We start from the raw sequence: 26,451 nt of genomic DNA, 5'->3' as shown, positions 1-26,451 counted from the left end.
GCCGGGTGGCGTTATCTTGAACTGCCGTGACATGCAATGAAAAAGGCGCTCAAAGCGCCTTTTTATTCAATCAGTGCTGGATTCCCGTCGTGCAGCCGCGACGGGAGCTCCACCCAAGGCGCCCCATCAGCCCTTGCCCAGCAGATCGCTCAGATCATCGGCCTTGGTGTGACGCACATCCTTACCCTTGACGTAGTAGACGATGTACTCGCAGATGTGCTGGCAGCGATCGCCGACCCGCTCGATGGCCCGTGCCGCCCAGAGCACGTTGAGCACCTGGGGGATGGTGCGGGGATCTTCCATCATGTAGGTCATCAGCTCGCGGATGATGGACTCGTACTCCCGATCCACCTTGTCATCTTCCTTGTAGACCGCCAGGGCGGCATCCAGATCCATGCGGGCGAAAGCGTCGAGCACGTCGTGGAGCATCTTGATGGTGCGACGCCCCATGTTCTCCAGCGACACCAGCGGCGGCTGCGGCTTGTTGGCGTTGTCGGTCAGCATGCGGGCAATCTTGTCCGCCACGTCGCCAATCCGCTCCAGATCCGTGATGGTCTTGATGATGGCCATCACCAGCCGCAGGTCGGACGCGGTGGGCTGACGCTTGGCAATGATGCGGGTGCACTCCTCGTCGATCGCCACTTCCATGGCGTTGACCTTGTGGTCGTTGGCCACGATCTTGCGCGCCGCATCCAGATCCTGGCCATGGATGGCGGCGATGGCGTCGGTGAGTTGCTTCTCCACCAGCCCCCCCATCACCAGTACCTGATTGCGCACGCTCTCAAGCTCGGCATTGAACTGACCGGAGATGTGTTTGTTGAGGTTCATATTGTCCATACCAGTAATCCTTGTTGCTCCGATTATGCCTTAGCCGTTGAACTGACTGCCAATCTGTTTGTTGATGCCCATCTTGTTCATCTCAATCACCCTTGTTGCACCAACATGCCTTAGCCGTTGAACTGACTGCCAATCTGCTTGTTGATGCTCAACTTGCTCATCTCAATCACCGACATCCCTTAGCCGTAACGACCGGTAATGTAGTCTTCGGTCTTCTTCTTGGCCGGGGTGGTGAAGATGGTGTTGGTATTCGAGTACTCGATGAGTTCCCCCATGTACATGAACGCGGTCTGATCCGAGACCCGCGCCGCCTGCTGCATGTTGTGGGTTACGATCACCACGGTGAACTGGCTCTTGAGCTCGTTGATGAGCTCCTCGATGGTGAGGGTGGAGATGGGGTCCAGCGCCGAGGTCGGTTCATCGAGCAGCAGCACTTCCGGCTCGATGGCGATGGCACGGGCAATCACCAGACGCTGCTGCTGACCGCCGGAGAGACCAAAGGCGTTGTCATGCAGACGATCCTTCACTTCCTCCCACAGGGCGGCACCGCGCAGGGAACGCTCGGCGGCCTCGTCCAGGGTACGGCGGTCATTGATGCCCTGCAGGCGCAGGCCGTAGACCACGTTCTCGTAGATGGACTTGGGGAAGGGGTTGGGGCGCTGGAACACCATGCCCACCTGACGGCGCAGGGCGGAGACATCCACGCTCTTGTCATAGATGTTGTGGCCGTGCAGTTGGATCTCCCCCTCGATGCGGCAGATCTCCACCAGATCGTTCATCCGGTTGATGCAGCGCAGCAAAGTGGACTTGCCGCAACCGGACGGGCCGATGAAGGCGGTGACCTGACCCTTGGGGATCTTCATGTTGACGTTGAACAGCGCCTGCTTGTTGCCGTAGTACAGGTTGAGATCCTTCACCTCCAGCGCAGTCTGCTCCGGGGTCAGGTTGAGCAGGTCGGTGGCGGTGTGCGGGGCCGAACTCGGTGTTACGTTGATCATCTGTTTACCTCAAATTCTCTTGGTGGCAGCGGGCAAACGTCTTGCCCGCCGCCGGAATATCTGGTTGGCAGGGAAGGTCCCTGCCCGTCTCTGTAATGACTGGATTAATGTTCCAGCGACCGGAATTTCTCGCGCAGGTGGTTACGAATACCGATCGCCGTCAGGTTGAGGCCGACGATCACCGTCACCAGCAGGAAGGAGGTGGCGTAGACCAGAGGACGCGCCGCCTCGACGTTCGGGCTCTGGAAGCCCACGTCATAGATGTGGAAGCCCAGGTGCATGAACTTGCGCTCCACGTGCAGGTACGGGAAGTTGCCGTCCATCGGCAACGTGGGAGCAAGCTTCACCACCCCCACCAGCATCAGCGGCGCCACCTCGCCCGCCGCACGGGCAATCGCCAGGATAAGGCCGGTCATGATGGCCGGGCTGGCCATGGGCAGCACGATGCGCCAGAGGGTCTCGGCCTGGGTGGCACCCAGCGCCAGCGAACCCTGGCGAATGGTGCTCGGGATCCGGGCCAGCCCCTCTTCGGTGGAGACGATCACCACCGGCAGGGTCAGAATGGCCAGGGTCAGGGCTGACCAGATGACTCCGGGGGAACCGAAGGTCGGGCTCGGCAGCGCTTCCGGGTAGAAGAGGCGGTCGATGCTGCCCCCCAGGGTGTAGACGAAGAAGCCCAGGCCAAACACGCCGTAGACGATGGAGGGCACCCCCGCCAGGTTGATCACCGCGATACGGATGATCTTGGTCAGGCTGTTCTTGCCCGCGTACTCGTGCAGGTAGACCGCCGCCACCACCCCGAGCGGGGTCACGATGATGGCCATCAGGATCACCATGAAGACGGTGCCGAAGATGGCCGGGAAGACGCCGCCCTCGGTGTTCGCCTCCCGGGGGTCATCGGAGACGAACTTGCCAATCTGGTGGAACCAGTGACCCACCTTGGCCATCAGGCTCATGTCGTTGGGCCAGACCACATCCAGCACCCGGGACATGGGCATGGTCACCAGCTCGCCGCGCATGTCCTTGACGGTGATGCTGTCTCTGTCCGCCTGGGTACGCAGGGAGAAGAGCTCTTTCTCCAGCACCTGGTAACGGTCGTTGAGCGCCTGACGCTCGCTCGCCAGCTCGGCTTTAAGCTGATCGGTCAGCTTGTCATCCAGCTCGGCCTTGCGCTCTTTCAGGCGCAGGCGCTCCAGCTGATAGTTGATGCTGCCGATGGCCCCTTTTTGCAGGTCGTTGGCTTGGCTTGAGAGGCCGTTGGCACGGGCCAGCACCCGCTGCAAGGCGGGATGCAGATCCGTGGTCAGCTCCTGGCCATCTTCCTTCACCGAGGTGATGTAACCATAGAAGTTGCCGTTGGTGGCACGCTCCACCATGGCGAGCTCCGCCGGCTGGGTGCGCGATTTGATATCGGTCTCCAGCACCCAGCGAAAATCGAGGTCCACGAACTCCCGGTTGCCGGTCTTGACCAGATAACGGGTAATCTCTTCGCGATCCTCCCCTTCCAGCGCCTGGCCTGCGGCGCGCAGGCGCTCCACCGGCACCAGCTCCCGGTCGTTGATCTCGCCAATCAGGACGCTCTTGTTGCCGCTTGCATCTTCAAGTTGCCACTCATAGATGGGATGGGGCCAGAAATAGACCAGACCACGCCAGCCAATCAGCAACAACAGACCCAGTACGGCCACCAGACTCAGGCTGACGGCGCCCCCCGTCATCCAGATCCAGGGGGCCCCCGATTTAAACCACTTACCCATTGTCGATTCCTTAGTCCTTACAGAGAGCTGTACTTTTCACGCAACCGCTGGCGGACGAATTCGGCCAGGGTATTGAACAAGAAGGTGAACACAAACAGCACGAAGGCGGCGAGGAAGAGCACCCGGTAGTGGGAGCTGCCCACTTCCGATTCCGGCATCTCCACCGCGATGTTCGCCGCCAGGGTCCGCAGCCCCTGGAACATGGAAAAGTCCATGATGGGGGTGTTGCCGGTGGCCATCAGCACGATCATGGTCTCGCCCACGGCGCGGCCAAGGCCCATCATCACCGCCGAGAAGATGCCCGGGCTCGCGGTGAGGATCACCACCCGGCTCAGGGTCTGCCACGGGGTCGCCCCCAGCGCAAGCGAGCCCTGGGTCAGGTGCTTGGGCACCGAGAAGACCGCGTCTTCGGCGATGGAGAAGATGGTGGGGATGACCGCAAAGCCCATGGCGATACCAACCACCAGGGAGTTGCGCTGGTCAAACTTGATGCCCATGTCGTGGGTCAGCCAGATGCGCGAATCACCGTGCATGAAGGCGTTCTCGATGATGGGGCTCAAGGCGAAGGCGCCCCAACCGATGAACAGCAGCACAGGGATGAGCAGGATGGCGTGCCAGCCTTCCGGCAGCCAGGTGCGGCCGCGCTCCGGCAGATAGTTCCACACCAGGGCGGTGAGCAGCATGCCCATGGGCAGCAGGATCAGCAGCAGGATCACCCCGGGCAGGGCCCCTTCGATGATGGGCGCGAGCCACAGACCCGCCAGGAAGCCGAGGATGACGGTCGGCAGCGCCGCCATGATCTCCACCGTCGGCTTGACGTATTTGCGCAGCCCCGCCGACATGAAGTAGGCGGTGTAGATGGCACCGGCGACACCCAGGGGCACCGCGAACACCATGGCATAGAAGGAGGCTTTCAAGGTACCGAACACCAGGGGCACCAGGCTCAGCTTGGCTTCGAAGTCGTTGCTGGCGGAGGTGGACTGCCACACGTACTGGGGCTCGGGATAGCCTTCATACCACACCTGTTGCCAGAGGGCAGACCAGGTTACCTCGGGGTGATCGTTCTCGACGTCAAAGACCTTGAAGTCATCCCCCTGCTGGGTCAACAGCAGGTTGTGGCGAGGAGAGATGGCAACGGCAGCCAGGTTGCCCCCGTCAATCTTCTCGCCAAGCAGCTTGGCTTCGCCGGTGGCATGGAAGAAGTTGATGGTGCCGTCGCTGCCTGCGCTGATGAAGCCCTTGCGAAAGTGCTCGGGGGTCAGCAGGGCGACCGGCGCGTCACCCTTGAAGTCACGGATCTGGGTGAACTGGCGCTTGCCATCCTTTGCCACCTCGAACCACTGGGAGATGACGCCGTTGTCGTTGCCCACCAGCAGGGAGGACGCACCGGAGAGCAGGGCCACCTGGGTCACGCTGGCATTGGGGGCGTTGATCTCCATGACATTGCGCAGGGAGATGTCGCTCAGGTTGTGGATGTCATAGACCGACAGGCGGTTGCCCTCGCGCACGAACAACAGGCGCAGGTTCGGGGTCAGCAGCATCTGGTCAACATGGCGTGGCAGGGACGGAATGGTGTAGGTCTGGCTGCTCCACTCGATTTCGCCGGAGAGGAAATTCTCCTCGCCGCTCATCACCATCAGCACACCACGACCATCTTCGGTCACGGCCGCAGTCGCCATCTTGTCCTTGGTCGCCTCGAAGACCATGCGCGTCAGCGCCTTGCCCTGGGGATCGATCACCACGGGGGTCTCGCCGAAGGGATATTGCAGGCTGGGCTCAATGACGCGAACGTCATTGGGATAGGAGATCTTGAAATAGGGTTGCACCACCTGAGCCTTGCCGTTGGCAAACCCATAGGCGATGAGTTTCTGGCCCGGCGCAGGCGGCGCGACCGCCGTGATCTCGCCGTTCACCTGCGCCTCGCCAATCACCTGTCCGGTCTTGATCTTGCCATCCGGTTGCACGGCAAAGAATTTGACCTTCCCCTGGTCGCTGAAGCGGTAACCTATCTCGTTTTGCTCCTCGACCCCGAGCCAGGCGGTTTTGCCCTTGATGGGCAGGGTGAAGGAAGCGGTGCTCTCCATGCTGGCGCCATTGAAGATGGGCTTCACCACATAAAGCAGGTAGAAGAAGATAAGCAACAGCGCCACCAGCACCAGGGCTCCCCCTGTGGTGACGCCATATTTGGCCAATTTATCCTTGATCCGGCGTTTTCGACTGCCCGCCATGACCAGATTTAACGATTCCGATGACATGCAAGACCTCAATGTGAGCTAGGCTTGGCGGCATTATATGGCGGATGCATGACAGTTTTGTTACATCAACAGCGGCAAAGAGCGCAGGCTCCATCGGGGGGTGGCAGTTGGTATTCGGGGGGAAGCAGGCAGCCGGTCTGGCAGTGAAATAAAAGCAAACGGGGCCATCAGGCCCCGCTGTCATCTTGAGGAAGCGCCTCTTTCGCGGCGAGTCTGGCCGCCTTCTTCTCGGCGCGGCGCCGTTTGAAGAAATCCGACAGCTGGGCCGAGCAGGCGTCGGCGAGCACCTCCCCCGTCAGTACCACCTGGTGGTTGTGGCGGGGATCCAGCAGGATGTCGAACACAGACCCTGCCGCCCCCGTCTTCAAATCCCGGGCACCATAGACCACCCGCTTGACCCGGCTGTGGATGAGGGCGCCGGCACACATGCAACAGGGCTCCAGCGTCACATAGAGGGTGGTGTCGAGCAGGCGATAGTTTTCAAGCTGCTTGCCCGCTTCCCGAAGCGCCATCACCTCGGCATGGGCGCAGGCGTCGTGCTCGCTGATGGAGCGATTCCACCCCTCTGCCACTATCTTGTCCCCCAGCACCAGCACGGCGCCTACCGGGATCTCGCCTATCCCCTCCGCCCTGGCGGCCAGGGCCATGGCATGGCGCATCCAGCGTTCGTCCTGCTCGCGCTGGCTGATCTGTGCTGCAACTTCAGATGGTTTCACGCCCTGATCCTCTCGTCGATATGATGTCGGCTTGCCTGGCCCCTGCACGGCATCGGCCGCGCACTCCCGGATTGCTGCGTCCCGGCCCTGGGCACACCGGGCCCCTTCCCCCTCGCGCTAGCCGGTAGCCCACGGCAGAAGATGCTGTCAATGAAAGAGAGGCCAAAGGCCCCGGCGACATCGGAACGCCCCGAGTTGGGTGTTCGCCACCCTGTGCCCGCCTAAGGGGGCGGCGATTATGCCAAAACTCCGGCCAGGGCCCAAGTTGCATCTTGGCTGAACAATAAAGAAGCAGTCGGCATCTCCCTGATAAAAAAGGAGTTGCGCCCGCCAAATCATCCGATTAGACTTCCTCCCCGTCAGCCGAGCTGACTCCGTCGGTGTGTAGCGCAGCCAGGTAGCGCATCTGCATGGGGTGTAGAGGGTCGGAGGTTCGAATCCTCTCACACCGACCAAATTCCCCGAAAATAGCCCAGTCAAACGACTGGGCTATTTTTTTGCCTGCACACCCGACGCTTGCCTCTTTTTCCTCTCGCCTCCCCCGTTCATCGGGTCGCCGCTTTTTATTGGCATGAATTTTATACAGAACCATTTGAAGCTTTCATAAAGTGCCGCTAGGATACGCAACTTTTCCGCCGGCCATAAAAACAGGGAGGTGGACACTAGGGTGATGGAATCACCGACCGGCTTGCAATCAATGAGGCAAGCATCCATGACCCAAGCTGTTGACTCCCAGCCCGTTCAGCCCCTGATCTCCCCCACGCCCTCCGAGCTCGATTCCGCAGAGCACGGGTTTGGCAGTTCAGTGCACCTCGATGTGATCGATCTCGCCGCCCCGGATGAAGATTACTGAGACGAGCCCGTGCCATAGTGCGGTTCAAGACGCCGGTTTTGCTGTCCGGCACCACCCTTGACCCCGGCCAACAGACCGCCACCGCAAATAACGATAAAATGCTAGTTTTTCTTCAAAAATCAGTTTAATTGACCATCTTCTGCGCCCCAACCTCCCTCTCCTTCATGGACACGCCGTGATACAAACCTACGTTATTGCTCGTCATTTCCCTCTCTCATGTTCGCCTTCGCCATTTTGACCCAATTTGACATTTTAGTTTTAAACATCAGTTCACTACCCGGTCACTTCATAGCCCTCATGCAGGCTGGATTGAACGAAGGCATTTCATACAGCTGTTTTTGCAAAGCTTGGAGTAATGTCGGGATTTGTTTTTGCATTTGTAATTTTATTACGTAATTAGTTACATTTTTAACCCATCCCCTCTACCGAAATCCTCCCCCCTGCCGCCCCGGCGACCCAAGAGCATAACCATCTGCAAAGAGCTTTTACACTAATCACATAAATCCATTTAAAACAGCATCTTAACTATCATCAAAAAACACCCGTTTTAAAAATCAAGTTGACGAATCCGCCATTCTTTTGCACCTTATGAATCGTGTTACCCCGCTGTTACGGGGAGTTTGAAAGAAAGGGATATAGACGTTAGTCGTAGTTAATAAATTCAAAATGTAACTTTTGGAGGAGTACCCACTATGTCGGCACCGGCCCAGACCATCAGCAGCACCCGCCTGCACATTCAAGGCGAGATGCTTCCCGATTACGCGCAGATCCTGACGCCGGATGCGGTGGCCCTGGTGTCCGAACTGGTGGAACGTTTCGCTCCCCAACGCAATGAGCTGCTGAAGCAGCGAGTCGCACGCCAGGCCCGTATCGATGGCGGCGAGTTGCCGGACTTCCTGCCAGAGACCGCCCATATTCGCGATGGTGAGTGGACGGTGCGCGGCATTCCCGCCGATCTGCAGGACCGCCGTGTGGAGATCACCGGCCCGGTCGAGCGCAAAATGGTGATCAATGCCCTCAACGCCAACGTCAAGGTCTTCATGGCCGACTTCGAGGACTCCCTGGCCCCGGCATGGAACAAGGTGATCGAGGGCCAGATCAACCTGCGCGATGCGGTCAACGGCACCATTGCCTACCAGAGCCCGGAGGGGAAGGCCTATACCCTGAATCCCAACCCGGCCGTGCTCATCTGCCGGGTTCGCGGTCTGCATCTGCCGGAGAAGCACGTCACCTTTGATGGTGCCCCCATTCCCGGCGGCCTGTTCGACTTCGCCCTCTATTTCCTGCACAACCACAAGGCGTTGCTGGCCAAGGGCTCCGGTCCCTACTTCTACGTACCCAAGCTGCAGAGCCATCTGGAAGGGCGCTGGTGGAGCGAGGTGTTCGCCTGGACCGAGGACAAATTCGGTCTGCCCCGCGGTACCATCAAGGCCACCGTGCTCATCGAAACCCTGCCGGCAGTATTCGAGATGGACGAGCTGCTCTATCAGATGAAGGATCACATCGTCGCCCTCAACTGCGGCCGCTGGGATTACATCTTCAGCTATATCAAGACCTTGAAGAACCACCCCGATCGTGTCCTGCCGGACCGCCAGGTGGTGACCATGGACAAGCCGTTCCTCAGCGCCTACTCGCGGCTGCTGATCAAGACCTGCCACAAGCGCGGCGCCCTGGCCATGGGCGGCATGGCCGCCTTTATCCCGGCCAAGGATCCGGCAGTGAACGCCGAAGTCTTCGCCAAGGTGAAGGCGGACAAGGAGCGTGAAGCGAACAACGGCCACGACGGCACCTGGGTCGCCCACCCCGGCCTCGCCGACACCGCCATGGCGGTGTTCAACGCGAGCATCCCCGCTGGCGCCAAGAACCAGATCTATGTGCTGCGCGAGCAGGATGCCCCCATCACCGCCGCCGAGCTGCTGGCCCCCTGCGAGGGGGAGCGTACCGAGGCGGGCATGCGCACCAATATCCGCGTCGCCCTGCAATACCTGGAAGCCTGGATCAACGGCAATGGCTGCGTGCCCATCTACGGACTGATGGAAGATGCCGCCACCGCCGAGATCTCCCGCACCTCCATCTGGCAGTGGATCCGCCACGGCAAGACCCTCTCCAACGGTCAGGCAGTGACCAAGGCGCTGTTCCGCCAGATGCTGGCCGAGGAGCAGGAGGTGGTCAGAGGCGAAGTGGGCGAGGCCCGCTGGCAATCGGGCCGTTTCGCCGAGGCAAGCGCCCTGATGGACGAGATCACCTGCGCCGACACACTCATCGATTTTCTGACGCTGCCCGGCTACGAGCGGCTGTGAGACCCGGGCCGGTAACGGCCCCCATAACAAGTCAATGGAAACGTGAAATCAATGAAAGAGGGAACTGATATGGCACTGACCCGTGAGCAACAGATCCAGGCTATCGAGAAAGACTGGGCAGAAAACCCCCGCTGGAAAGGGATCAAGCGCGGCTACAGCGCCGAGGACGTGGTGAACCTGCGTGGCAGCCTGCAGCCGGCACACACTCTGGCCCAACGCGGCGCCGACAAACTGTGGGAGCTGATCCACGGCGGCGCCAAGAAAGGCTATGTAAACTGCCTCGGCGCCCTGACCGGCGGCCAGGCGGTGCAGCAGGCCAAGGCCGGCATCGAAGCCATCTATCTCTCCGGCTGGCAGGTGGCGGCGGACAACAACCTCTCCTCCACCATGTACCCGGATCAGTCCCTCTACCCGGCCAACTCCGTCCCCTCCGTGGTGGAGCGCATCAACAACTCCTTCGCCCGGGCAGACCAGATCCAGTGGGCCAACAAGGTTGGACCAGAGGACAAGGGCTTCATCGACTACTTCCTGCCCATCGTGGCGGATGCGGAAGCCGGTTTCGGCGGCGTGCTGAACGCCTTCGAGCTGATGAAGGGGATGATTGAAGCGGGCGCCGCCGGCGTGCACTTCGAAGATCAGCTCGCGTCCGTGAAAAAGTGCGGCCATATGGGCGGCAAGGTACTGGTCCCGAGCCAGGAAGCGGTGCAAAAGCTCATCGCAGCCCGTCTGGCAGCCGACGTCTGCGGCACCACCACCCTGGTGATCGCCCGCACCGACGCCAACGCAGCGGATCTGCTGACCACGGATGCCGACCCCTACGATGCCGGCTTCCTGACCGGTGAGCGCACCAGCGAGGGCTTTTACAAGGTGCAGGCTGGTATCGAGCAGGCCATCTCCCGCGGCCTGGCCTATGCCCCTTATGCCGACATGGTGTGGTGCGAAACCGCCAAGCCGGATCTGGACGAGGCGCGCAAATTTGCCGAGGCCATCAAGGCCCAGTACCCGGACAAGATCCTGGCCTACAACTGCTCCCCGAGCTTCAACTGGAAGAAGAACCTGGACGATGCCACCATCGCCCGCTTCCAGCAGGAGCTCTCCGACATGGGCTACAAGTACCAGTTCATCACCCTGGCGGGTATCCACAACATGTGGTTCCACATGTACGAGCTGGCCTACCAGTACGCCCGTGGCGAGGGGATGAAGCACTATGTCGAGATGGTGCAGCAGCCCGAGTTCGCCGCTGCCGAGCGGGGCTACACCTTCGTGGCACACCAGCAGGAAGTGGGTACCGGTTACTTTGACAAGGTGACCACCGTCATTCAGGGCGGCCAGTCGTCGGTGACCGCACTGACCGGCTCGACCGAAGAAGATCAGTTCCACTGATAGACAGTGCCCCGTGAGATAGTAAAACCCCGGCCTGAAGCCGGGGTTTCTTTTTATTCGTGGCCTCGGCGTTGCCGAGCCTCAAACCAGCCTGACGGGCTCAGAGCTCGAGGATCTCTTTGACAAAGGGAATGGTCAGCTTGCGCTTGGCACGGAAGGAGGCGTTGTCGAGACGATTGAGGGTGGCAAGCAGGGTGCGCATGTCGCGGGAGAGGCGGTTGAGCAGGAAACGGCCCACGTCGATGGGCAGCTTGAAACCCCGCAGCTCGGCGCGCAGTTGCAGGGCGCTGAGTTTGCCCTCGTCGTCCAGCTCGTCGAGGTGGAAGCTCACTCCCCAGTCGAGACGGGACGCGAGATCCGGCAGTTGCAGCCCCAGCTTGCGTGGCGCGCTGCAGCCGGTAACGATGAGCGTCCCCTCCCCCTTCTCCTTCCAGCGATTGTAGAAGTCGAACAGGGCCCGCTCCCACAGGGCGTTGCCGGCGATCGCCTCCAGGCTGTCGAGACAGACCAGGGGCAGGCTCTCCAAAGCATCGAGCATGCTGGGGTCAAGCTGTTCGAACTGATCGAGGGAGAGATAGGCCGCCGCCGCGTCGCGGGCGTTGACCTCGGCACAGGTAGCATGGAGCAGATGGGAGCGGCCCGACCCCTTGGATCCCCAGAAATAGAGGAAGGGCGAGCCCTGACCGATGGCCGCATTTTTGAGGGCGGTGATCAGATGGGCGTTGTTGCCGGGATAAAAACTGACAAAGGTTTCATCATCCGGTAGTTGTACGGCTAAAGACAGTTGGGCCGGTTGCTTCACTCGTTGGGCTTTGACTGTGATATTTGCGGGCAAGTGTATCACCAGCGGGGCAGATAGAGAACCGCCCGGACCATGCCGGGCGGTCAGGATCCTTCCCCGGGATCAGGGCTGCGACCATTGATAGCGCAGGCCGCTCTCGTTGTCTTCCACCTGATGCAGGCGGCTCTCCAGTTGCAACCCCCTCACCAGCTCGGCCTTGTCCCCCTGCAGCGAGAGGTTGAAGGTCACCTTGTCCCCTTCCAGCTTGCCAATAGCCACCTTGGTGACACTGGCCATCCCCTGCAGCAGCTTCTGGATCTGGATCATGCCATCGATATCGGACAGCCCCTCCACCACCAGGGTCTGGCTGGAGGCGACACCGGAGAGACGGGTACCGTACTGCTGCACCAGCCAACCGGCCAGGGCATCGGCAAAGCCCTTTGCCACCTCGGCCTGGGTACCTGAACCCGAGCCCTTGGTCAGCTCGGTCAGCTCTCCTGCCTGCGCCCCCGGCTTGGACCCATAAAGACCCCAGTCGATGCTCCAGGCCTCCCCCTCCGGGCTCAGTTTGCCGAGCACCACCATTTCGGCGCCGTAACGCTGGCTCGCCTTGAGCACGGGATCAGCAAAGCGGCCCCAGACATCGGTCGCATTGACCGCCATGTTGTCATCCAAATCCATCAGCGGGAGACTGACCGGCAGCCCCATGGCCTGGGTCTGGGCACGCAGCGCCTCGGACCAGCCATCGCCGGACTGATCCGGCAGAATGCGCCGCTCCCCTTCGCCGACCACCAGCCAGATGGCGACCTGCGGCCGCACCGGGCCAAGCAGGGCAAACTTGCTCTGGCCGACCAGGGCGTTCACCTTGGCCACATTGAAATCCGCCTTGAGAAACTTGACCGAGCCGATGTCCTGATAGCTGTATTGCTGCACATAATCCGCCGGCGCCGCCAGGGCCTTCACCACATCCGGCTGGGTGAGGATATCGCGCTTGCCCGTCACCTTGACGAGCACATCCCCCAGCGCCTGGGACTGGGCGGCCGTCATGTCGCCACTGGTGGGAGCCTTGCCCTGATAGAGGTCGGTTACCTGGGCGGCCGATACCACGAGTGGCAGACAGCAGCAGAGGAGAGTCGCTAAGCGTTTCAGCATAAAGAAGATTCTCGAAATGGGGGATGGTGCTTATGGTAGCGGCAAGGCGCGCATGGCAGCAAGCAAAGGGGGGAGAAACAGCGGAGCCGGCAGGGTGCCGGCTCCGTTTGCGCGCCTTGGGCGCGGCGATGGGGTGATGCTTACTTGGTGCCGAAGATCTTGTCGCCGGCATCCCCCAGACCCGGGACGATATAGCCCTTCTCGTTCAGCCCCTGGTCGATGGAGGCACAGAACAGCTCCACGTCCGGGTGAGCGGCTTCCAGCGCCTTGATGCCTTCCGGCGCGGCAACCAGCACCAGCACCTTGATGGACTGGCAACCTTTCTTCTTGAGCAGATCGATGGTGGCGATCATGGAGCCGCCGGTGGCCAGCATGGGGTCGATGACCAGGGCCAGACGCTCTTCGATGTTGCTGACGATCTTCTCGAAGTAGGGGACAGGCTGCAGGGTCTCTTCATCGCGATAGATACCGACCACGCTGACGCGGGCGCTCGGCATGTGCTCCAGCACCCCGTCCATCATGCCAAGACCGGCGCGCAGGATGGGCACCACGGTGACCTTCTTGCCCTTGATCTGGTCGACTTCCACAGGGCCGTTCCAGCCATCGATGGTCACTTTTTCGGTTTCGAAGTCAGAGGTCGCTTCGTAGGTCAACAAACTGCCCACTTCCTTGGCCAGTTCACGGAAACGCTTGGTGCTGATGTCGCCTTCGCGCATCAGGCCGATCTTGTGCTTGACCAGGGGGTGTTTGACTTCAACGACTTTCATTATTATCTCCTCTAACCGGCGCCAAAAAAATCGCGGAATCATACAACAAAAGCCACTGCTTGTAGAGCTTTTCGATTCAAAAACGCGCAAACGATTTTCTTTCTGGTTTTTCGTGCCCGCTGGTAGAATACGCCCCGAATTTTACCCTCCACTTCTTTATATGACGGGGAATACGCGTGACTGACAAAACCTCACTGAGCTACAAGGATGCTGGCGTAGATATCGATGCCGGCAATGCACTGGTTGAACGTATCAAGGGCGTGTCAAAACGCACTCGTCGTCCTGAAGTCCTTGGTGGTCTTGGCGGCTTTGGGGCCCTGTGTCAAATCCCTGCTGGCTACAAGGAACCGGTACTGGTCTCCGGTACCGACGGGGTGGGCACCAAGCTGCGTCTGGCCATCGACCTGAAGAAGCACGACACCGTGGGGATCGACTTGGTCGCCATGTGCGTCAATGACCTCATCGTGCAGGGCGCCGAGCCCCTCTTCTTCCTCGACTACTATGCCACCGGCAAACTGGACGTGGACACTGCCGCTGCCGTGGTCACCGGCATCGGCGCCGGCTGCGAACAGTCCGGCTGTGCCCTGGTCGGCGGTGAAACTGCCGAAATGCCTGGCATGTATGAAGGGGAAGATTACGACATCGCCGGTTTCTGCGTCGGCGTGGTGGAAAAGAGCGAGATCATCGATGGCAGCAAGGTTGGCGAAGGGGATGCCCTGATCGCCCTGGCCGCCAGCGGTCCCCACTCCAACGGCTTCTCCCTCATTCGCAAGATCCTGGAAGTCTCCAAGGCCGACGTGCAGCAGCCGCTGGGTGACACCACCCTGGCCAACGCCCTGCTGGAGCCGACCCGCATCTATGTGAAGCCCGTGCTCAAGCTCATCAAGGAGTGCGAGATCCACGCCCTGTCCCACATCACCGGCGGCGGCTTCTGGGAGAACATCCCGCGCGTGCTGCCCGCCAACACCCAGGCGGTCATCGACGAGCAGAGCTGGCAGTGGCCGGCGGTGTTCAGCTGGCTGCAACAGGCAGGCAACGTCACCCGCCACGAGATGTATCGCACCTTCAACTGCGGCGTCGGCATGATCATCGCCCTGCCGGCGGATCAGCTGGACAAGGCACTGGCCCTGCTCAAGGCCGAAGGCGAGAACGCCTGGCACATCGGCCACATCGCCAAGGCGGCCGATGGTGAGGAGCAGGTCATCATTCAATGAATGATCGGATCAACGGCCAGATGACCTCCCCTATGAAACGCATCCTCGTCCTCATCTCAGGCAGCGGCAGCAACCTGCAGGCCATCCTCGATGGCTGTGCCGGCGGCAAGATTGCCGGTCAGGTGGTCGGCGTCATCAGCAACAAGGCTGATGCCTATGGCCTGGTGCGTGCCAGGGAAGCCGGGGTGGCAACCGCCATCCTGGCCCAGCAGCAGTTCGCCAGCCGGGAGGAGTATGATGCCGCCCTGCTGGCCCTGATGGCGGATTATCAGCCGGATCTGGTGGTGCTGGCCGGCTTTATGCGGATCCTGAGCGCCGACCTCGTGCGCCACTTCGCGGGGAGGATGATCAACATCCACCCCTCGTTGCTGCCGAAATACCAGGGTCTGCACACCCACCAGCGCGCCATCGAGGCCGGTGATGACGAACACGGCGCCAGCGTCCACTTCGTCACCGAAGAGCTCGACGGCGGCCCGGTGATCCTCCAGGCACGGGTCCCCATCTTCGAAGGGGACAGTGCAGACGAGGTCGCCGCCCGGGTCCAGGTGCAGGAGCACAGCATCTACCCCCTGGTGGTGCAGTGGTTCTGCGAAGGGCGCTTGCAGATGCGAGAAGGGTCTGCCTTCCTCGATGGCAAGCAGCTTGGCCTGGCAGGCTATGCCAGCGAGTAACCGCGAGCAGCAGTAAGACACCACAAGGGAGGCTCAGGCCTCCCTTGTCATTTCTATCGACCAGCGCAATGGCTGTCATCACGTCCGATGACGCCGCTGCGCGGCTAATCGGCCCTACACCGGATTGTCGATATCGATAAAGGTGACCTCCAGCCCGTGCACGGTGGCGAGCCACTCTCCCAGCGCCTTGACGCCGTAGCGCTCGGTGGCGTGATGGCCTGCGGCGTAGAAGTGCATGCCCATCTCGCGGGCAGTGTGGATGGTCTGCTCGGAGGCTTCGCCGGAGATGAAGGCATCGATGCCCTGCTCCGCCGCCTGGCTGATGTAGCTCTGGCCACCGCCGGTGCACCAGGCCACGGAGCGGATGAGCTCGGGACCACTGTCACCACAATGAAGCGGCTCGCGACCGAGACGCTCGGCAATCAGCTTGGCAAAATCGCTGCCGCTCATGGGCTCCTCCAGCTTGCCCACCATGGCCACGCTCTTGCTGTTCCAGGGTTCGAGACCGCGACGCACCTTGATGCCGAGCAGCCTGGCAAGCTGGGCGTTGTTCCCCACCTCGGGATGAACGTCCAGCGGCAGGTGGTAGGCAAACAGGTTGATGTCGTGGGTCAAGAGGGTCTTGAGACGACGCTGCTTCATGCCGGTGATCTGGGCCGGCTCGCCGCTCCAGAAGTAGCCGTGATGAACCAGGATGGCGTCAGCATCGGCGGCCACGGCGGCATCGATGAGGGCCTGGCTGGCGGTGACGCCGGTCACCACCTTGCGAATGCGCTCGCGCCCCTCCACCTGCAGGCCGTTGGGGCAGTAATCCTTGATGGCATGGGGTTCGAGCAGGTGGTTGAGCAGGCTTTCCAGTTTACGATGAGAGATCATGGGGGTCTCCTAGCTGGGCTCCCCACGTACTGTGCGGGGAGCCGGATTCCGATCGTCAGGGCCCATGATAATCGAGCCGGACCGGCAAGGCCATGCGCCTGTCAGGCCTAGGCGGGCAACTCGATGCCGGCGTCACGCATCTGGGCCAGCTTGTAGCGCAGGGTGCGCGGGCTGATGCCGAGCTTGTCGGCCACCGCTTTGCGACTGCCGTTGCACTCCTGCAGGGTGTCCAGAATGATCTGGTGCTCCTGCAGCTTGAGTTCGCCGCCAAGCCCCTCCCCTGACAGCCGCTCAAGCGGCCGCACCAGGGTCTCGTCCGTCTCCTCCAGGATCAGGTGCTCACAGTCGATGAGGCCGTCTGGACAGAGGATCAGGGCGCGCTGCACCACGTTGTCGAGCTCGCGCACGTTGCCGGGCCAGGGGTGAGCCATCAGACGCTCTCGGGCGTCCTCTGCGAGCTGCGGCGTCGGCAGCCCCATCTGGCTGGCATGCAGCGCCAGCAGATGCTCCGCCAGGGGAAGAATGTCACCCGGGCGTTCCCAGAGCGCCGTCCAGCGCAGGGGGAAGACGTTGAGGCGGTAGTAGAGATCCTCGCGGAACAACCCGTCCTGCACCGCTTTTTTCAGATCCCGGTTGCTGGTGGCAATGACCCGCACATCCAGGGGGATCATCTTGCGGCTGCCGAGCCGCTCCACCTCTTTCTCCTGCAAGACCCGCAGCAGCTTGGCCTGCAACCCCAGATCCATCTCGGTGATCTCGTCGAGCAGCAGGGTTCCTCCCTGAGCCTGCTCGAACTTGCCAGGGCACCCCTGCACCGCACCGGTGAAGGCGCCCTTCTCGTAGCCAAACAGAGTCGCTTCCAGCATGTTCTCCGGAATGGCGGCGCAGTTGATGGCGACGAAGGCCTGCTCTGCCCGGCTGGAGTGGTCGTGAATGTAGCGCGCCAGCACTTCCTTGCCCGTCCCGCTCGGTCCGGTCACCATGACGGTGGCTTCGCTTCTGGCCACCCGGGTCGCCAGCTGGAACAGCTCCGCAGTCCTGGGGTCCCCGTACACTACGGCACGCTTCTCCACCTTCTGGGCCGGCACATAACGGCTGACCTGGTTGAGCAGCACCTCGGGGGAGAAGGGCTTGGCCAGATAGTCGATCGCCCCCTCGCGCATGGCGCGCACCGCCCCGTCGATGTTGGCGTAGGCAGTCATCAGGAGCACAGGCACCTGGGGATATTGCTGGCGGATGTTGGCGAGCAGGGTCAGACCATCCATGCCCCCCATCTGGATGTCGGAGATCACCATGTCAAAGCGCTGACGGGACAGGGCAAGCAGGGCCCGCTCGCCGCTGTCCACCTCGCGGCACTCATAGCCACCGAGCAGCAGGGTATCCAGCAGCGCCTCGCGCAGGCCGTTGTCATCTTCCACCACCAGAATGCGAGCCTGGGTCATGCCACACCTCCTACAACCAACATGGCCTTGTCGAGAATGATCTTCACCGGCGCTCCGGCTTTTGCGCGCCTCATGCCACTCCCCCCAACTGAACCTGTTGCTGATGCAGGGGGAAGGACAGGGTAAAACAGGTGCCCTCGCCAGGGACCGAGGCCACGCTCACCTCCCCCTGATGAGCTCGTACCACCGACTGCACCACCGCAAGACCGAGGCCCGTGCCCTGGGATCGGGTGGTAAAGAAGGGTTCGAAGATCTGGTTGAGCAGGGAGGGGGCCATCCCCTTGCCGTTGTCGATGACCCGCATCTCCACCCGGTTGCCGCTGCGCACAGCGCTCACCAGGAGCGAATCGGCGCCGGCCTGCCGGGCATTGGCGATGAGGTTGTTGATGGCCCCCGCCAGGGCACTGCTGTTGGCAAGCAGACAGAGATCGGGCTCAGGGGCCTCCAGATGCAAGGCGCAGCCCTGCTGCTGGCAGAAGGCTTCGGCCCCCGCCTGCACTTCCGCCAGCAAGCCCTGCACCGAGAGGGGCGCCACCACCTGGTTGTCGCCATTGCGGGCAAACAGCAGGATGTCGTTGATCTGCTTCTCGAGATCCTGCAGGCGCGCCATCAATTTTTGCTGGAACTGGCTGCGGGATTCAGGCTTGAGGGTGCGGTTGGCCAGGTTGGCCGCATAGAGCATGGCGGCGGAGAGCGGGGTGCGAATCTGGTGCGCCAGAGAAGCCGCCATGTTGCCAAGGGCGGAGAGGCGCTTCATGTGGTTGACCCTGTCCTGCAACTGGCGGGTCTCGGTCAAGTCGGTAATGAACACCAGTTGGCCGGGCTGATCCGGCAGCGGCTGGGTCGACAGCTGGACCCGGCGGCCGTCGCGCAGAGAAATCTCGTGGCCATCATCCTCGCGGGGCTGGAAACAGCGGTCGATGATCTGGCGCCAGGCCTGGCCTTCCAGCGGCTCTCCCAGCAGTGCCTTGGCGGCCGGGTTGGCACGGGTGATCCGGCCCTCGCCGTCGAGCAGCAAGACACCGGTGGGCAGCGCCGTGAAGATGGCGTAAAGCTGGCTCACCTCGTGAGACTGGAGCGGGGTATCTTGCGGCTGGGCTGTCATAAAACTGACCTCAAACTGGCGATTGAGTCAGCTTATTCAATTTCCATGCCAGCAAAATAGAGGTTATTTATCAATGCATTGGGTCAATGCGTCAAAGCATTGACCTCAATTGTCCTTGCTCATGCCGTACTTCTTCATCTTCTCCACCAGGGTGGTGCGGCGCATGCTGAGCAGGTCGGCGGCGCGGGCCACCACCCCGTCCTGGGACTCCAGGGCCTGGCGGATCAGCTCCACCTCGAGGTCGGCCAGCATCTCCTTGAGGTTGACCCCTTCCTGGGGCAACTGCATGGGCAGGGGCATGGCGATGCCGGGATCCAGCTCTGGTGGGGACTGGAACACGGCAGCCAGGGCGTCCCGCTCGTCCATCTCGGTGAGCCGTTCATCTCGTGGTTCGCAGGGCAGCAGGCGATAGCGGCCGGGCAGATCCGCCACATCGACGATCTGGTTCGGATAGAGGATGAGCAAGCGCTCGATGAGGTTGGACAGCTCGCGCACGTTGCCGGGCCAGGCGTACTGCATCAGGGACTCCATGGCGCGCTGGGTCAGACGGATGATCCCCTTGTGCTGTTCGGCATGGCGATTGAGCAGCTCCTGCAGCAGCAGCGGGATGTCGTCGGCCCGATCCCGCAGGGGGGGTGTCTCGATGGGGAACACATTGAGGCGGTAGTAGAGATCTTCGCGAAATGCCTGGGTGCGGATCATGGCTTCCAGATCCCGGTGGGTCGCCGCGATCACCCTCACATCTGCCTGGACGGCCTTGCCGCCCCCGACCCGGTCGAACTGGCGCTCCTGCAGCACCCGCAGCAACTTGACCTGCATCGGCAGCGGCATATCGCCGATTTCGTCGAGGAAGAGGGTGCCCCCCTGGGCCAGTTCGAAGCGGCCGCGCCGGGCGGCAATGGCACCGGTGAAGGCCCCCTTCTCGTGACCGAACAGCTCGCTCTCGAGCAGCTCCGCCGGAATGGCGCCGCAGTTGATGGGCACGAAGGGGCCCGCGCTTCGGGCGGACAGCTCGTGGATGGCGCGAGCCACCACCTCCTTGCCGGTTCCGGACTCACCGAGGATCAGTACGTTGGCGTCGGTCTCGGCCACCTGGCCGATGAGACGGCGCACCTCCTGAATGCCCCTCCCCTTGCCCACCAGCAGGCGCAGCAGGGTCTGACCCTTGTCGTGGGTCTGATGACGGGGATGCAGGGAGATGAAGGCCTGGCAGAAGTGCAGATGACGGGTGAGGGACTCATAGGTAAAGGGCGCCTCGGCCACCCCGATGAAGTTGCTGCAACCATGGCTCGCCGGCATCAGGGAGAGGAAGGGCAGACGAGGATGGGCGGCAAGCAGCTCACTCAGGGCGCGCTCGCGCAGTTCCCCGGCCAGAATCCCCTGCAAGGGCCCGGCAGTCTCGATGGCCACATCGAGATCGCTCTCAACCACCTCCTGCCAGGGGATCCCCATGAAGGAGAGCACAGTCCCCAGTTGCTGGCGCCGCACATCATCGGCATCAACAAGCAGCACACCCATAGCCATCCTATCCATATTTTCACACCTGACGCCAAACTATTGTTTTTTAAGTGCTTATTAAAACCAATTTCGCACTGTGTCATAAGGGGGACAAAGTGCCAAAATTATGGCGGATTGTCAAAACTTGTCACATCCTCCCGGACCCTGGCGGGACGGGGATCACGCTTCCAGCCAGATTGAGTATCGGATGAAAACCAGCGAAGGGGAAAGAATGACGCCGACAGGGTGCGGCGTCAGAGGAGGGATCAGTGTTTCACGCTCTCCTGGGGAGCGGCATAGCGGCACTCGGGAAACCGGCTGCAGGCGAGGAACAGGCGACCGGCATGGGGACCCTTTCGTGCTTCCCGTGCCACCAGGGGCGCGGCACAGCGGGGGCAATGAGGGATCGTCTCCCGGGGCTCCTCCTCATCCGGATCGAGGAAGGGATTCTCCTCCATCAACACGGGCATTGCCTCTCCGGCCTGGGGGGGCGGCACCTGGGGCTCCCTGGCAGCCCCCGGGTGTGACGTGCCCAGATCGACACCATCGAGCAGCAGCGGGCTGAAGGTCGGTTCGCGGCGCTCGCCGGGCAGCAGGTCATCCACCGGCGCCGTCGTTCTCGCCAGCAGGGGCAGCAGTTGCTCCCGCAACTCGTCGACCTGGTAGTGGCTGCTGGCCGGGATCTGCAACAGCGGCAGGCCGGCGCCATCGCAGGCCGCCTTCAGGAAGAGATCCCGCGACTTGCGCTTCTGGTGGCGGTGCCCCTCGTCATCCAGCTCCACGGCACACAGGAAAGAGAGATCCGCCGGGTGGCAGAGCAGAAAATCGAAGTGCTTCTCCCCTATCTTGCCGAGCGCCTGCTGGCGCTTGCCCTTGCCAAGGTGCGCCTCGGGCGTCAATACATAGGAGGCTCGTACCTTGGCAAAGACACGGGCCTTGTCCCCCACCGCCTGATCCAGCACCCCGAAGAAGGTGCGCTCGGCTGGGCTCATCAAGGTTTCCTGCAGATCATAGGGCTCGGCCTTGCCCTCTTTCTCCCTGCGCCAGACGATCACCAGCAGGAGCAACCCCAGCAACACGGCTCCTGATACGACAAGGCTATTCATACACGCACATCCCGTTTACAAGACAAATTCAGTTCACACCAAAGGAAGGGGCACACTCTACCACGGGGAAAGCGACTCAGGCAGCGCAGAAATCAAGCCCGTCCCGGCATTCGCGTTTTTTCACTGAATTTGCGCAAGGCGGGCTTCATATGGCCTGTCACAGCAGGCACAATGTAGAGCCCATGGACGTTCTGGCGCGCACCCCGTCGCCGCCAGGCGTCAACGGACCCCACGCAGCCCCATTCAAGGAGAGCAGGATGCAAAAGCAATTGGTCGTCACCGTGATCGGCGCAGACAAACCCGGGATCGTCGAGAGCCTGGCCGATACCATCACCCGGCAGCAGGGTAACTGGCTGGCCAGCTCCATGAGCGAGCTGGCGGGGCAATTTGCCGGCATTTTGCACGTCGCCGTGCCTGACGAGCATTACCGCAGCCTGTGCGAGGCCCTGGTGATGCTGCCTGGCCTCACCGTGAGCTTCGCCGAAGGGCAGCTGAGCCCGCAACCGGCCCATCAGGTGATGCTCAGCGTCACCGGCAACGACAGACCGGGCATCGTCCACGAAGTGGCCAGCATCCTGCGCCAGCTCAACATCAACGTCGCCGACCTCACCACAGGTTGCGAACCTGCGCCCCACTCAGGCGCCCCTCTCTTCTATGCCCACGCCCTGGTGGCCCTGCCGCCGCAGCTCGAACTGGACGATCTCGTCACGGCCCTGGAGTCCCTCTCCGACGACCTCGTCGTCGACATCGATCAGGATCTGAGCGAATAGTGTCGCCTGTCATAAATTTGTCATGGTTTGACGCCATAACTTCCGCGCAGACGCAACCAGAGCAAAGAGGCACCAGATGAGCACCGACAAGCAGTATGAAGAGAAAGAGCTTAGCTGGCTCTCATTCAATGAACGGGTGTTGCAAGAGGCGATGGACAAGACGGTACCCCTCATCGAGCGGGTCCGTTTCCTCGGGATTTTCTCCTCCAATCAGGACGAGTTCTTCAAGGTACGGGTGTCGGACGTCAAGCGCCGCATCCTCATCAACGAAGTCCACGGCGGCGACGACGAGGCCAAGGTGCTGCTGCGCGCCATCCAGCAGAAGGTGATGGCGCTCGGCGAGGCGTTCGACAACACCTACAAGGAGCTGCTGATCGCGCTGGCCCGCCACAACATCTTCCTGGTGAACGAAAGCCAGCTCTCCGAGTCCATCCAGCAGTGGCTGCGGATCTTCTTCCGGGAAAAGGTACTGCGCCACATCATCCCCATCCTCCTCAACAAGGAGGTCAACCCGGTCAAGTTCCTGAAAGACGAGCACACCTATCTCGCCATCGAGATGAAGAAGAACGGCCAGGTGATCCAGTACGCCCTGGTGGAAGTGCCCACCGACGATCTGCCCCGCTTCTTCCAGCTACCGCCGGAGGGCACCCGTCGCAAGAAGCAGATCATCATCCTGGACAACGTTATCCGCTTCTGTCTGGACGAGATCTTCAAGGGCTTCTTCGACTACGACGAGATTGCCGCCTACGCGGTCAAGCTGACCCGGGATGCCGAATATGACCTCTCCGACCAGCTGGACCTCAGCCTGGTGGACAAGATGAGTGACGGCTTGAAACAGCGCCTCACTGCCATGCCGGTGCGCTTCGTCTACGAGCGGGAGATGCCGGCGGCCATGATAAGCTTCTTGAAGCTCAAGCTGCAGATCAGCTCCTACGACGCCATCATGCCCGGTGGGCGCTATCACAACTTCAAGGATTTCATCGGCTTCCCCAATGTGGGCCGGGATTATCTGGAAAACCCCAAGCTGCCGGCCCTCGATTGCCGCGACTTTGACGGCTTCGTCAACGCCTTCGACGCCATCGCCAAGCAGGACATCCTGCTCTACTACCCGTACCACAAGTTCCACCACTTCACCGAGCTGGTGCGCCAGGCGGCCTTCGACCCGGCGGTCAGCGCCATTCGCATCAACATCTACCGGGTGGCCAAGAAGTCGCGGATCATCCACTCCCTCATCGACGCCGCCAACAACGGCAAGAAGGTGACCGTGGTGGTGGAGCTGCGCGCCCGCTTCGACGAGGCGGCCAACATCGACTGGGCCAACATCCTGACCGACGCAGGCGTCAAGGTGGTGTTCGGGGTGCCCAGCCTCAAGATCCACTCCAAGCTCTGCCTCATCACCCGCCACGAGAACGGCGAGGCGGTGCGCTACGCCCATATCGGGACCGGCAACTTCAACGAGAAGACCGCCAAGATCTACACCGACTTCTCCCTGCTGACCCGCCATCCGGACATCACCGCCGAGGTGGAGAGCGTGTTCGAGTACATCGAGTACCCGTACCGGCGCTACAAGTTCAACCACCTGCTGGTCTCCCCCATCAACAGCCGCCGCCAGCTCTATCGCCTCATCGACAACGAGCTGGCCAACGCCAAGGCGGGGCAACCCAGCGGCATCACCCTCAAGATCAACAACCTGGTGGACAGAGACCTCATCAACCGGCTCTATGCCGCCGGCCAGGCCGGGGTGCCCATCCAGATGATCATCCGGGGCATGTGCGCCCTGCGCCCGGGGGTGCCGGGTCTGAGCGACAACATCCGGGTCATCAGCATCATCGACCGTTTCCTCGAACATCCGCGGGTGATGGTGTTCCACAACAAGGGCAATCCCCAGCTCTATATCTCCAGTGCCGACTGGATGAGCCGCAACATCGACGGTCGCATCGAGGTGGGCACCCCCATCTATGACGAGCGGCTCAAGCAGCGCATCCTCGACATTCTCGAGCTACAACTGAGTGATACCTGCAAGGCGCGGGTGATCGATGCCGACCAGAAGAACGAATACGTGAAGCGGGGCAACCGCCGCAAGGTCCGTTCCCAGGTGGCGATTTACGACTACCTCAAACGCATAGAGTCAAACCATGGACAATAGTCTGTACGCCGCTGTCGACCTGGGCTCGAACAGCTTCCACATGGTCATCGCCCGCCTCACCGAGGGGCGGATGCAGATCATCGATCGCATCAAGGAGCGAGTGCGCCTCGCCGAAGGGATGGACGGTCAGCGCCGCATGTCCCCGGAGGCCATGGCGCGCGGGCTGGACTGCCTCGCCCTGTTCGCCGAGCGGCTCACCAACATCAAGCCGGATCAGATCCGCATCGCCGGCACCTACACATTGCGCCGCGCCAGCAACGCCCGCGACTTCGTGCGCGAGGCAGCCAAGGTGCTCAACCACCCCATCGAGATCATCAGCGGCCAGGAAGAGGCCCGCCTCATCTATCAGGGGGTCGCCCATACCCAGCACATCGAGGGCCAGGTGCTGGTGGTGGACATCGGCGGCGGCAGCACCGAGCTCATCATCGGCGAAGGGTTTGAGCACAAGGCGCTCACCAGCCGCAAGATGGGCTGCGTTAGCTTCACCCAGAGCTTCTTTGGCAACGGCAAGCTCGGCGAGAAGGCCTTCAACGCCGCCGTGTTGGAAGCCCAGCATCAGCTCGCCCCCATCATCAACCAGTACCGCAAGCTGGGCTGGCAGAGCTGCCTCGGCAGCTCGGGCTCCATCCGCACCGTGCGCGACGTGTTGCAGGGGGAAGAGTGGACCGATGGTGCCATCACCCTGGCGGGACTGGAGCGGCTGAAAGAAGAGATGCTCAAGCACAAGCGGGTCGATCAGCTCAAACTGGCGGGCCTCACCGAGGAGCGTCAGGGGGTCTTTGCCGCCGCGGTGGCCATCCTGCTCGGGCTATTCACCTCCCTGCCCATCGAGCGGATGGAGTACTCCGACGGCGCCCTGCGCGAAGGGTTGCTCTACGAGTTCGAGGAGCGCCTGCAGCATCACGACATTCGCGAACGTACCGCGCTTGCACTCAGCACTCACTATCGCATCGACAAGCGCCAGGCCACCCGGGTAGAGAGCAGCGTCCTCTCCCTGTTCGACGCCCTGTGCGGCCCCTGGGAGATGCCGGAAGAGCCCTATCGCGCCATCCTCGGCTGGGCGGCGCGGCTGCACGAGATCGGCCTTGCCATCAACTACAGCGGCATCCACAAACACTCCGCCTATATCTTGCAAAACACCGATCTGCCCGGCTTCAACCAGGACGATCAGGCCCTGCTGGCGGCCCTGGTGCGCTTTCACCGCAAGGGGCTCAAGCTCTCCGAGCTGCCGGCCCTGCCCAACCACGACGAGCAGACGGTGCTGCGCTGCATCCGCATCCTGCGCCTCGCGGTAGCGGCCCACCACAGGCGTCAGGACAACTTGCTGCCCGAGTGGAACGTGCAGGCCGCCGGGGATCAGCTGGTGGTCACCCTGCCCCTGGACTGGTGTGACGAGAACAAGTTGCTGATGCAGAACCTGGAAAAGGAGCACCGCTACTGCCACGAGCAGGGCTGGCCCCTGCTGTTCCAGCTCGGGTGATCCGCCCCTCTGTGCAAAAAGGCAGCCGATGGCTGCCTTTTTTGTCTCTTGTGCTTTCCTACTGCAGATCCGGCAGGATCAGCTTGGCTATCTCGAAGTAGATGATGAGGCCGGCACCGTCCACCAGGGTAGCGATGAAGGGGGCGGAGACCACCGCCGGGTCGATGCGAAAGCGACGCAGCACCATGGGGATCACCGAGGCGACAGTGGCGCTCCAGAGCACGTTGACATCCTCCCCCACCTTAGCGCTTCGCGTCACAGGAGGGGGATCCCCATTACTGGGTGATAGCTGCTCGCGCAGTACCGGGTTCCTGCTTCATCGGGCGGCCTGATTGCACCGCGCCTCCA

21 protein-coding genes, 1 tRNA gene and 1 pseudogene are annotated in these 26,451 nt (G+C 61.7%); 9 read left to right on the top strand and 14 right to left on the bottom strand.

All coding sequences use genetic code 11. The features are described 5' to 3' along the window. Positions 1 to 126: 126 nt before the first annotated feature. From phoU to tadA, 5 genes are all read right to left on the bottom strand, one after another. Positions 127 to 837, bottom strand: a complete 711-nt coding sequence (gene phoU, locus PG892_RS12280; protein WP_029314752.1) for a phosphate signaling complex protein PhoU — start codon at positions 835 to 837, stop codon at positions 127 to 129. A 179-nt stretch (positions 838 to 1,016) separates the two neighbouring features. Then, complete coding sequence (gene pstB / locus PG892_RS12275) at positions 1,017 to 1,835, bottom strand: phosphate ABC transporter ATP-binding protein PstB (RefSeq protein WP_010675264.1); 819 nt, start codon at positions 1,833 to 1,835, stop codon at positions 1,017 to 1,019. A gap of 104 nt (positions 1,836 to 1,939) precedes the next feature. Further along, positions 1,940 to 3,589, bottom strand: coding sequence for a phosphate ABC transporter permease PstA (gene pstA, locus PG892_RS12270; RefSeq protein ID WP_042017560.1), 1,650 nt, complete (start codon positions 3,587 to 3,589; stop codon positions 1,940 to 1,942). 17 nt (positions 3,590 to 3,606) lie between these two features. Then, positions 3,607 to 5,844 (bottom strand): ABC transporter permease subunit, encoded by a 2,238-nt coding sequence (locus tag PG892_RS12265; RefSeq protein ID WP_160838643.1) that lies wholly within the window; start codon positions 5,842 to 5,844, stop codon positions 3,607 to 3,609. A 167-nt stretch (positions 5,845 to 6,011) separates the two neighbouring features. Further along, positions 6,012 to 6,560, bottom strand: a complete 549-nt coding sequence (gene tadA / locus PG892_RS12260; protein WP_103242896.1) for a tRNA adenosine(34) deaminase TadA — start codon at positions 6,558 to 6,560, stop codon at positions 6,012 to 6,014. A 378-nt stretch (positions 6,561 to 6,938) separates the two neighbouring features. Between tadA and PG892_RS12255 the strand changes: the two genes are divergently transcribed. The 4 genes from PG892_RS12255 (at position 6,939) to aceA (ending at position 11,096) form a co-directional block, all read left to right on the top strand. Beyond that, a tRNA-Pro gene (locus PG892_RS12255) sits at positions 6,939 to 7,015 on the top strand. Between the two features lie 257 nt (positions 7,016 to 7,272). Further along, the gene (locus tag PG892_RS12250; protein ID WP_010675269.1) at positions 7,273 to 7,413 is read left to right on the top strand and encodes a hypothetical protein; all 141 of its coding nucleotides are present in this window, start codon (positions 7,273 to 7,275) and stop codon (positions 7,411 to 7,413) included. Between the two features lie 692 nt (positions 7,414 to 8,105). Then, complete coding sequence (gene aceB, locus PG892_RS12245; RefSeq protein ID WP_270807373.1) at positions 8,106 to 9,713, top strand: malate synthase A; 1,608 nt, start codon at positions 8,106 to 8,108, stop codon at positions 9,711 to 9,713. A 69-nt stretch (positions 9,714 to 9,782) separates the two neighbouring features. Next, a complete protein-coding gene (gene aceA / locus PG892_RS12240; protein WP_041214877.1) occupies positions 9,783 to 11,096 on the top strand; it encodes an isocitrate lyase in 1,314 nt (437 codons plus the stop codon). A 100-nt stretch (positions 11,097 to 11,196) separates the two neighbouring features. On the opposite strand, the gene hda is transcribed toward aceA, so the two are convergent. The 3 genes from hda to upp form a co-directional block, all read right to left on the bottom strand. Beyond that, a complete protein-coding gene (hda, locus tag PG892_RS12235; protein WP_223916155.1) occupies positions 11,197 to 11,898 on the bottom strand; it encodes a DnaA inactivator Hda in 702 nt (233 codons plus the stop codon). Between the two features lie 102 nt (positions 11,899 to 12,000). Further along, positions 12,001 to 13,029 (bottom strand): DUF2066 domain-containing protein, encoded by a 1,029-nt coding sequence (locus tag PG892_RS12230; RefSeq protein WP_223916157.1) that lies wholly within the window; start codon positions 13,027 to 13,029, stop codon positions 12,001 to 12,003. 140 nt (positions 13,030 to 13,169) lie between these two features. After that, on the bottom strand, positions 13,170 to 13,796 hold the full coding sequence (upp, locus tag PG892_RS12225) for a uracil phosphoribosyltransferase (RefSeq protein ID WP_005302745.1): 627 nt from the start codon (positions 13,794 to 13,796) through the stop codon (positions 13,170 to 13,172). Positions 13,797 to 13,972: 176 nt separating this feature from the next. Here upp and purM point away from each other — a divergent pair, with 176 nt between their 5' ends. After that, positions 13,973 to 15,010, top strand: a complete 1,038-nt coding sequence (gene purM / locus PG892_RS12220; protein ID WP_010675274.1) for a phosphoribosylformylglycinamidine cyclo-ligase — start codon at positions 13,973 to 13,975, stop codon at positions 15,008 to 15,010. Positions 15,011 to 15,042: 32 nt separating this feature from the next. Further along, positions 15,043 to 15,681, top strand: a complete 639-nt coding sequence (purN, locus tag PG892_RS12215) for a phosphoribosylglycinamide formyltransferase (RefSeq protein ID WP_042017578.1) — start codon at positions 15,043 to 15,045, stop codon at positions 15,679 to 15,681. A 114-nt stretch (positions 15,682 to 15,795) separates the two neighbouring features. On the opposite strand, the gene PG892_RS12210 is transcribed toward purN, so the two are convergent. The 5 genes from PG892_RS12210 to PG892_RS12190 all read right to left on the bottom strand — a co-directional run bounded on the left by PG892_RS12210 (position 15,796) and on the right by PG892_RS12190 (position 21,707). After that, complete coding sequence (locus PG892_RS12210; RefSeq protein WP_010675276.1) at positions 15,796 to 16,557, bottom strand: Nif3-like dinuclear metal center hexameric protein; 762 nt, start codon at positions 16,555 to 16,557, stop codon at positions 15,796 to 15,798. 107 nt (positions 16,558 to 16,664) lie between these two features. Continuing rightward, positions 16,665 to 17,999, bottom strand: a complete 1,335-nt coding sequence (locus PG892_RS12205) for a sigma-54-dependent transcriptional regulator (RefSeq protein WP_223916159.1) — start codon at positions 17,997 to 17,999, stop codon at positions 16,665 to 16,667. Between the two features lie 70 nt (positions 18,000 to 18,069). Further along, the gene (locus tag PG892_RS12200) at positions 18,070 to 19,104 is read right to left on the bottom strand and encodes a sensor histidine kinase (RefSeq protein ID WP_223916161.1); all 1,035 of its coding nucleotides are present in this window, start codon (positions 19,102 to 19,104) and stop codon (positions 18,070 to 18,072) included. A gap of 105 nt (positions 19,105 to 19,209) precedes the next feature. Beyond that, positions 19,210 to 20,628, bottom strand: coding sequence for a sigma-54 dependent transcriptional regulator (locus PG892_RS12195; protein WP_041213159.1), 1,419 nt, complete (start codon positions 20,626 to 20,628; stop codon positions 19,210 to 19,212). A 239-nt stretch (positions 20,629 to 20,867) separates the two neighbouring features. Continuing rightward, positions 20,868 to 21,707, bottom strand: a complete 840-nt coding sequence (locus PG892_RS12190) for a DUF2726 domain-containing protein (RefSeq protein ID WP_111896806.1) — start codon at positions 21,705 to 21,707, stop codon at positions 20,868 to 20,870. Positions 21,708 to 21,964: 257 nt separating this feature from the next. On the opposite strand from PG892_RS12190, the gene PG892_RS12185 reads away from it, so the two are divergent. From PG892_RS12185 to ppx, 3 genes are all read left to right on the top strand, one after another. Continuing rightward, the gene (locus PG892_RS12185; RefSeq protein ID WP_010675281.1) at positions 21,965 to 22,477 is read left to right on the top strand and encodes a glycine cleavage system protein R; all 513 of its coding nucleotides are present in this window, start codon (positions 21,965 to 21,967) and stop codon (positions 22,475 to 22,477) included. 76 nt (positions 22,478 to 22,553) lie between these two features. Then, complete coding sequence (ppk1, locus tag PG892_RS12180; RefSeq protein ID WP_010675282.1) at positions 22,554 to 24,623, top strand: polyphosphate kinase 1; 2,070 nt, start codon at positions 22,554 to 22,556, stop codon at positions 24,621 to 24,623. Further along, positions 24,613 to 26,103 (top strand): exopolyphosphatase, encoded by a 1,491-nt coding sequence (ppx, locus tag PG892_RS12175; RefSeq protein WP_043128825.1) that lies wholly within the window; start codon positions 24,613 to 24,615, stop codon positions 26,101 to 26,103. The genes ppk1 and ppx overlap by 11 nt, the downstream gene beginning before the upstream one ends. A gap of 58 nt (positions 26,104 to 26,161) precedes the next feature. Here the strand turns inward: ppx and PG892_RS12170 are convergent. Continuing rightward, positions 26,162 to 26,326: pseudogene (locus PG892_RS12170) on the bottom strand (magnesium transporter); the annotation flags it as partial. Positions 26,327 to 26,451: the final 125 nt, after the last annotated feature.

Source organism: Aeromonas sp. QDB68, from assembly GCF_027707405.1.
GTDB lineage: Bacteria > Pseudomonadota > Gammaproteobacteria > Enterobacterales > Aeromonadaceae > Aeromonas > Aeromonas caviae.
The sequence above is the reverse complement of the archived record's forward strand: the minus strand, read 5'-3'. Positions and strand labels throughout refer to the sequence as shown.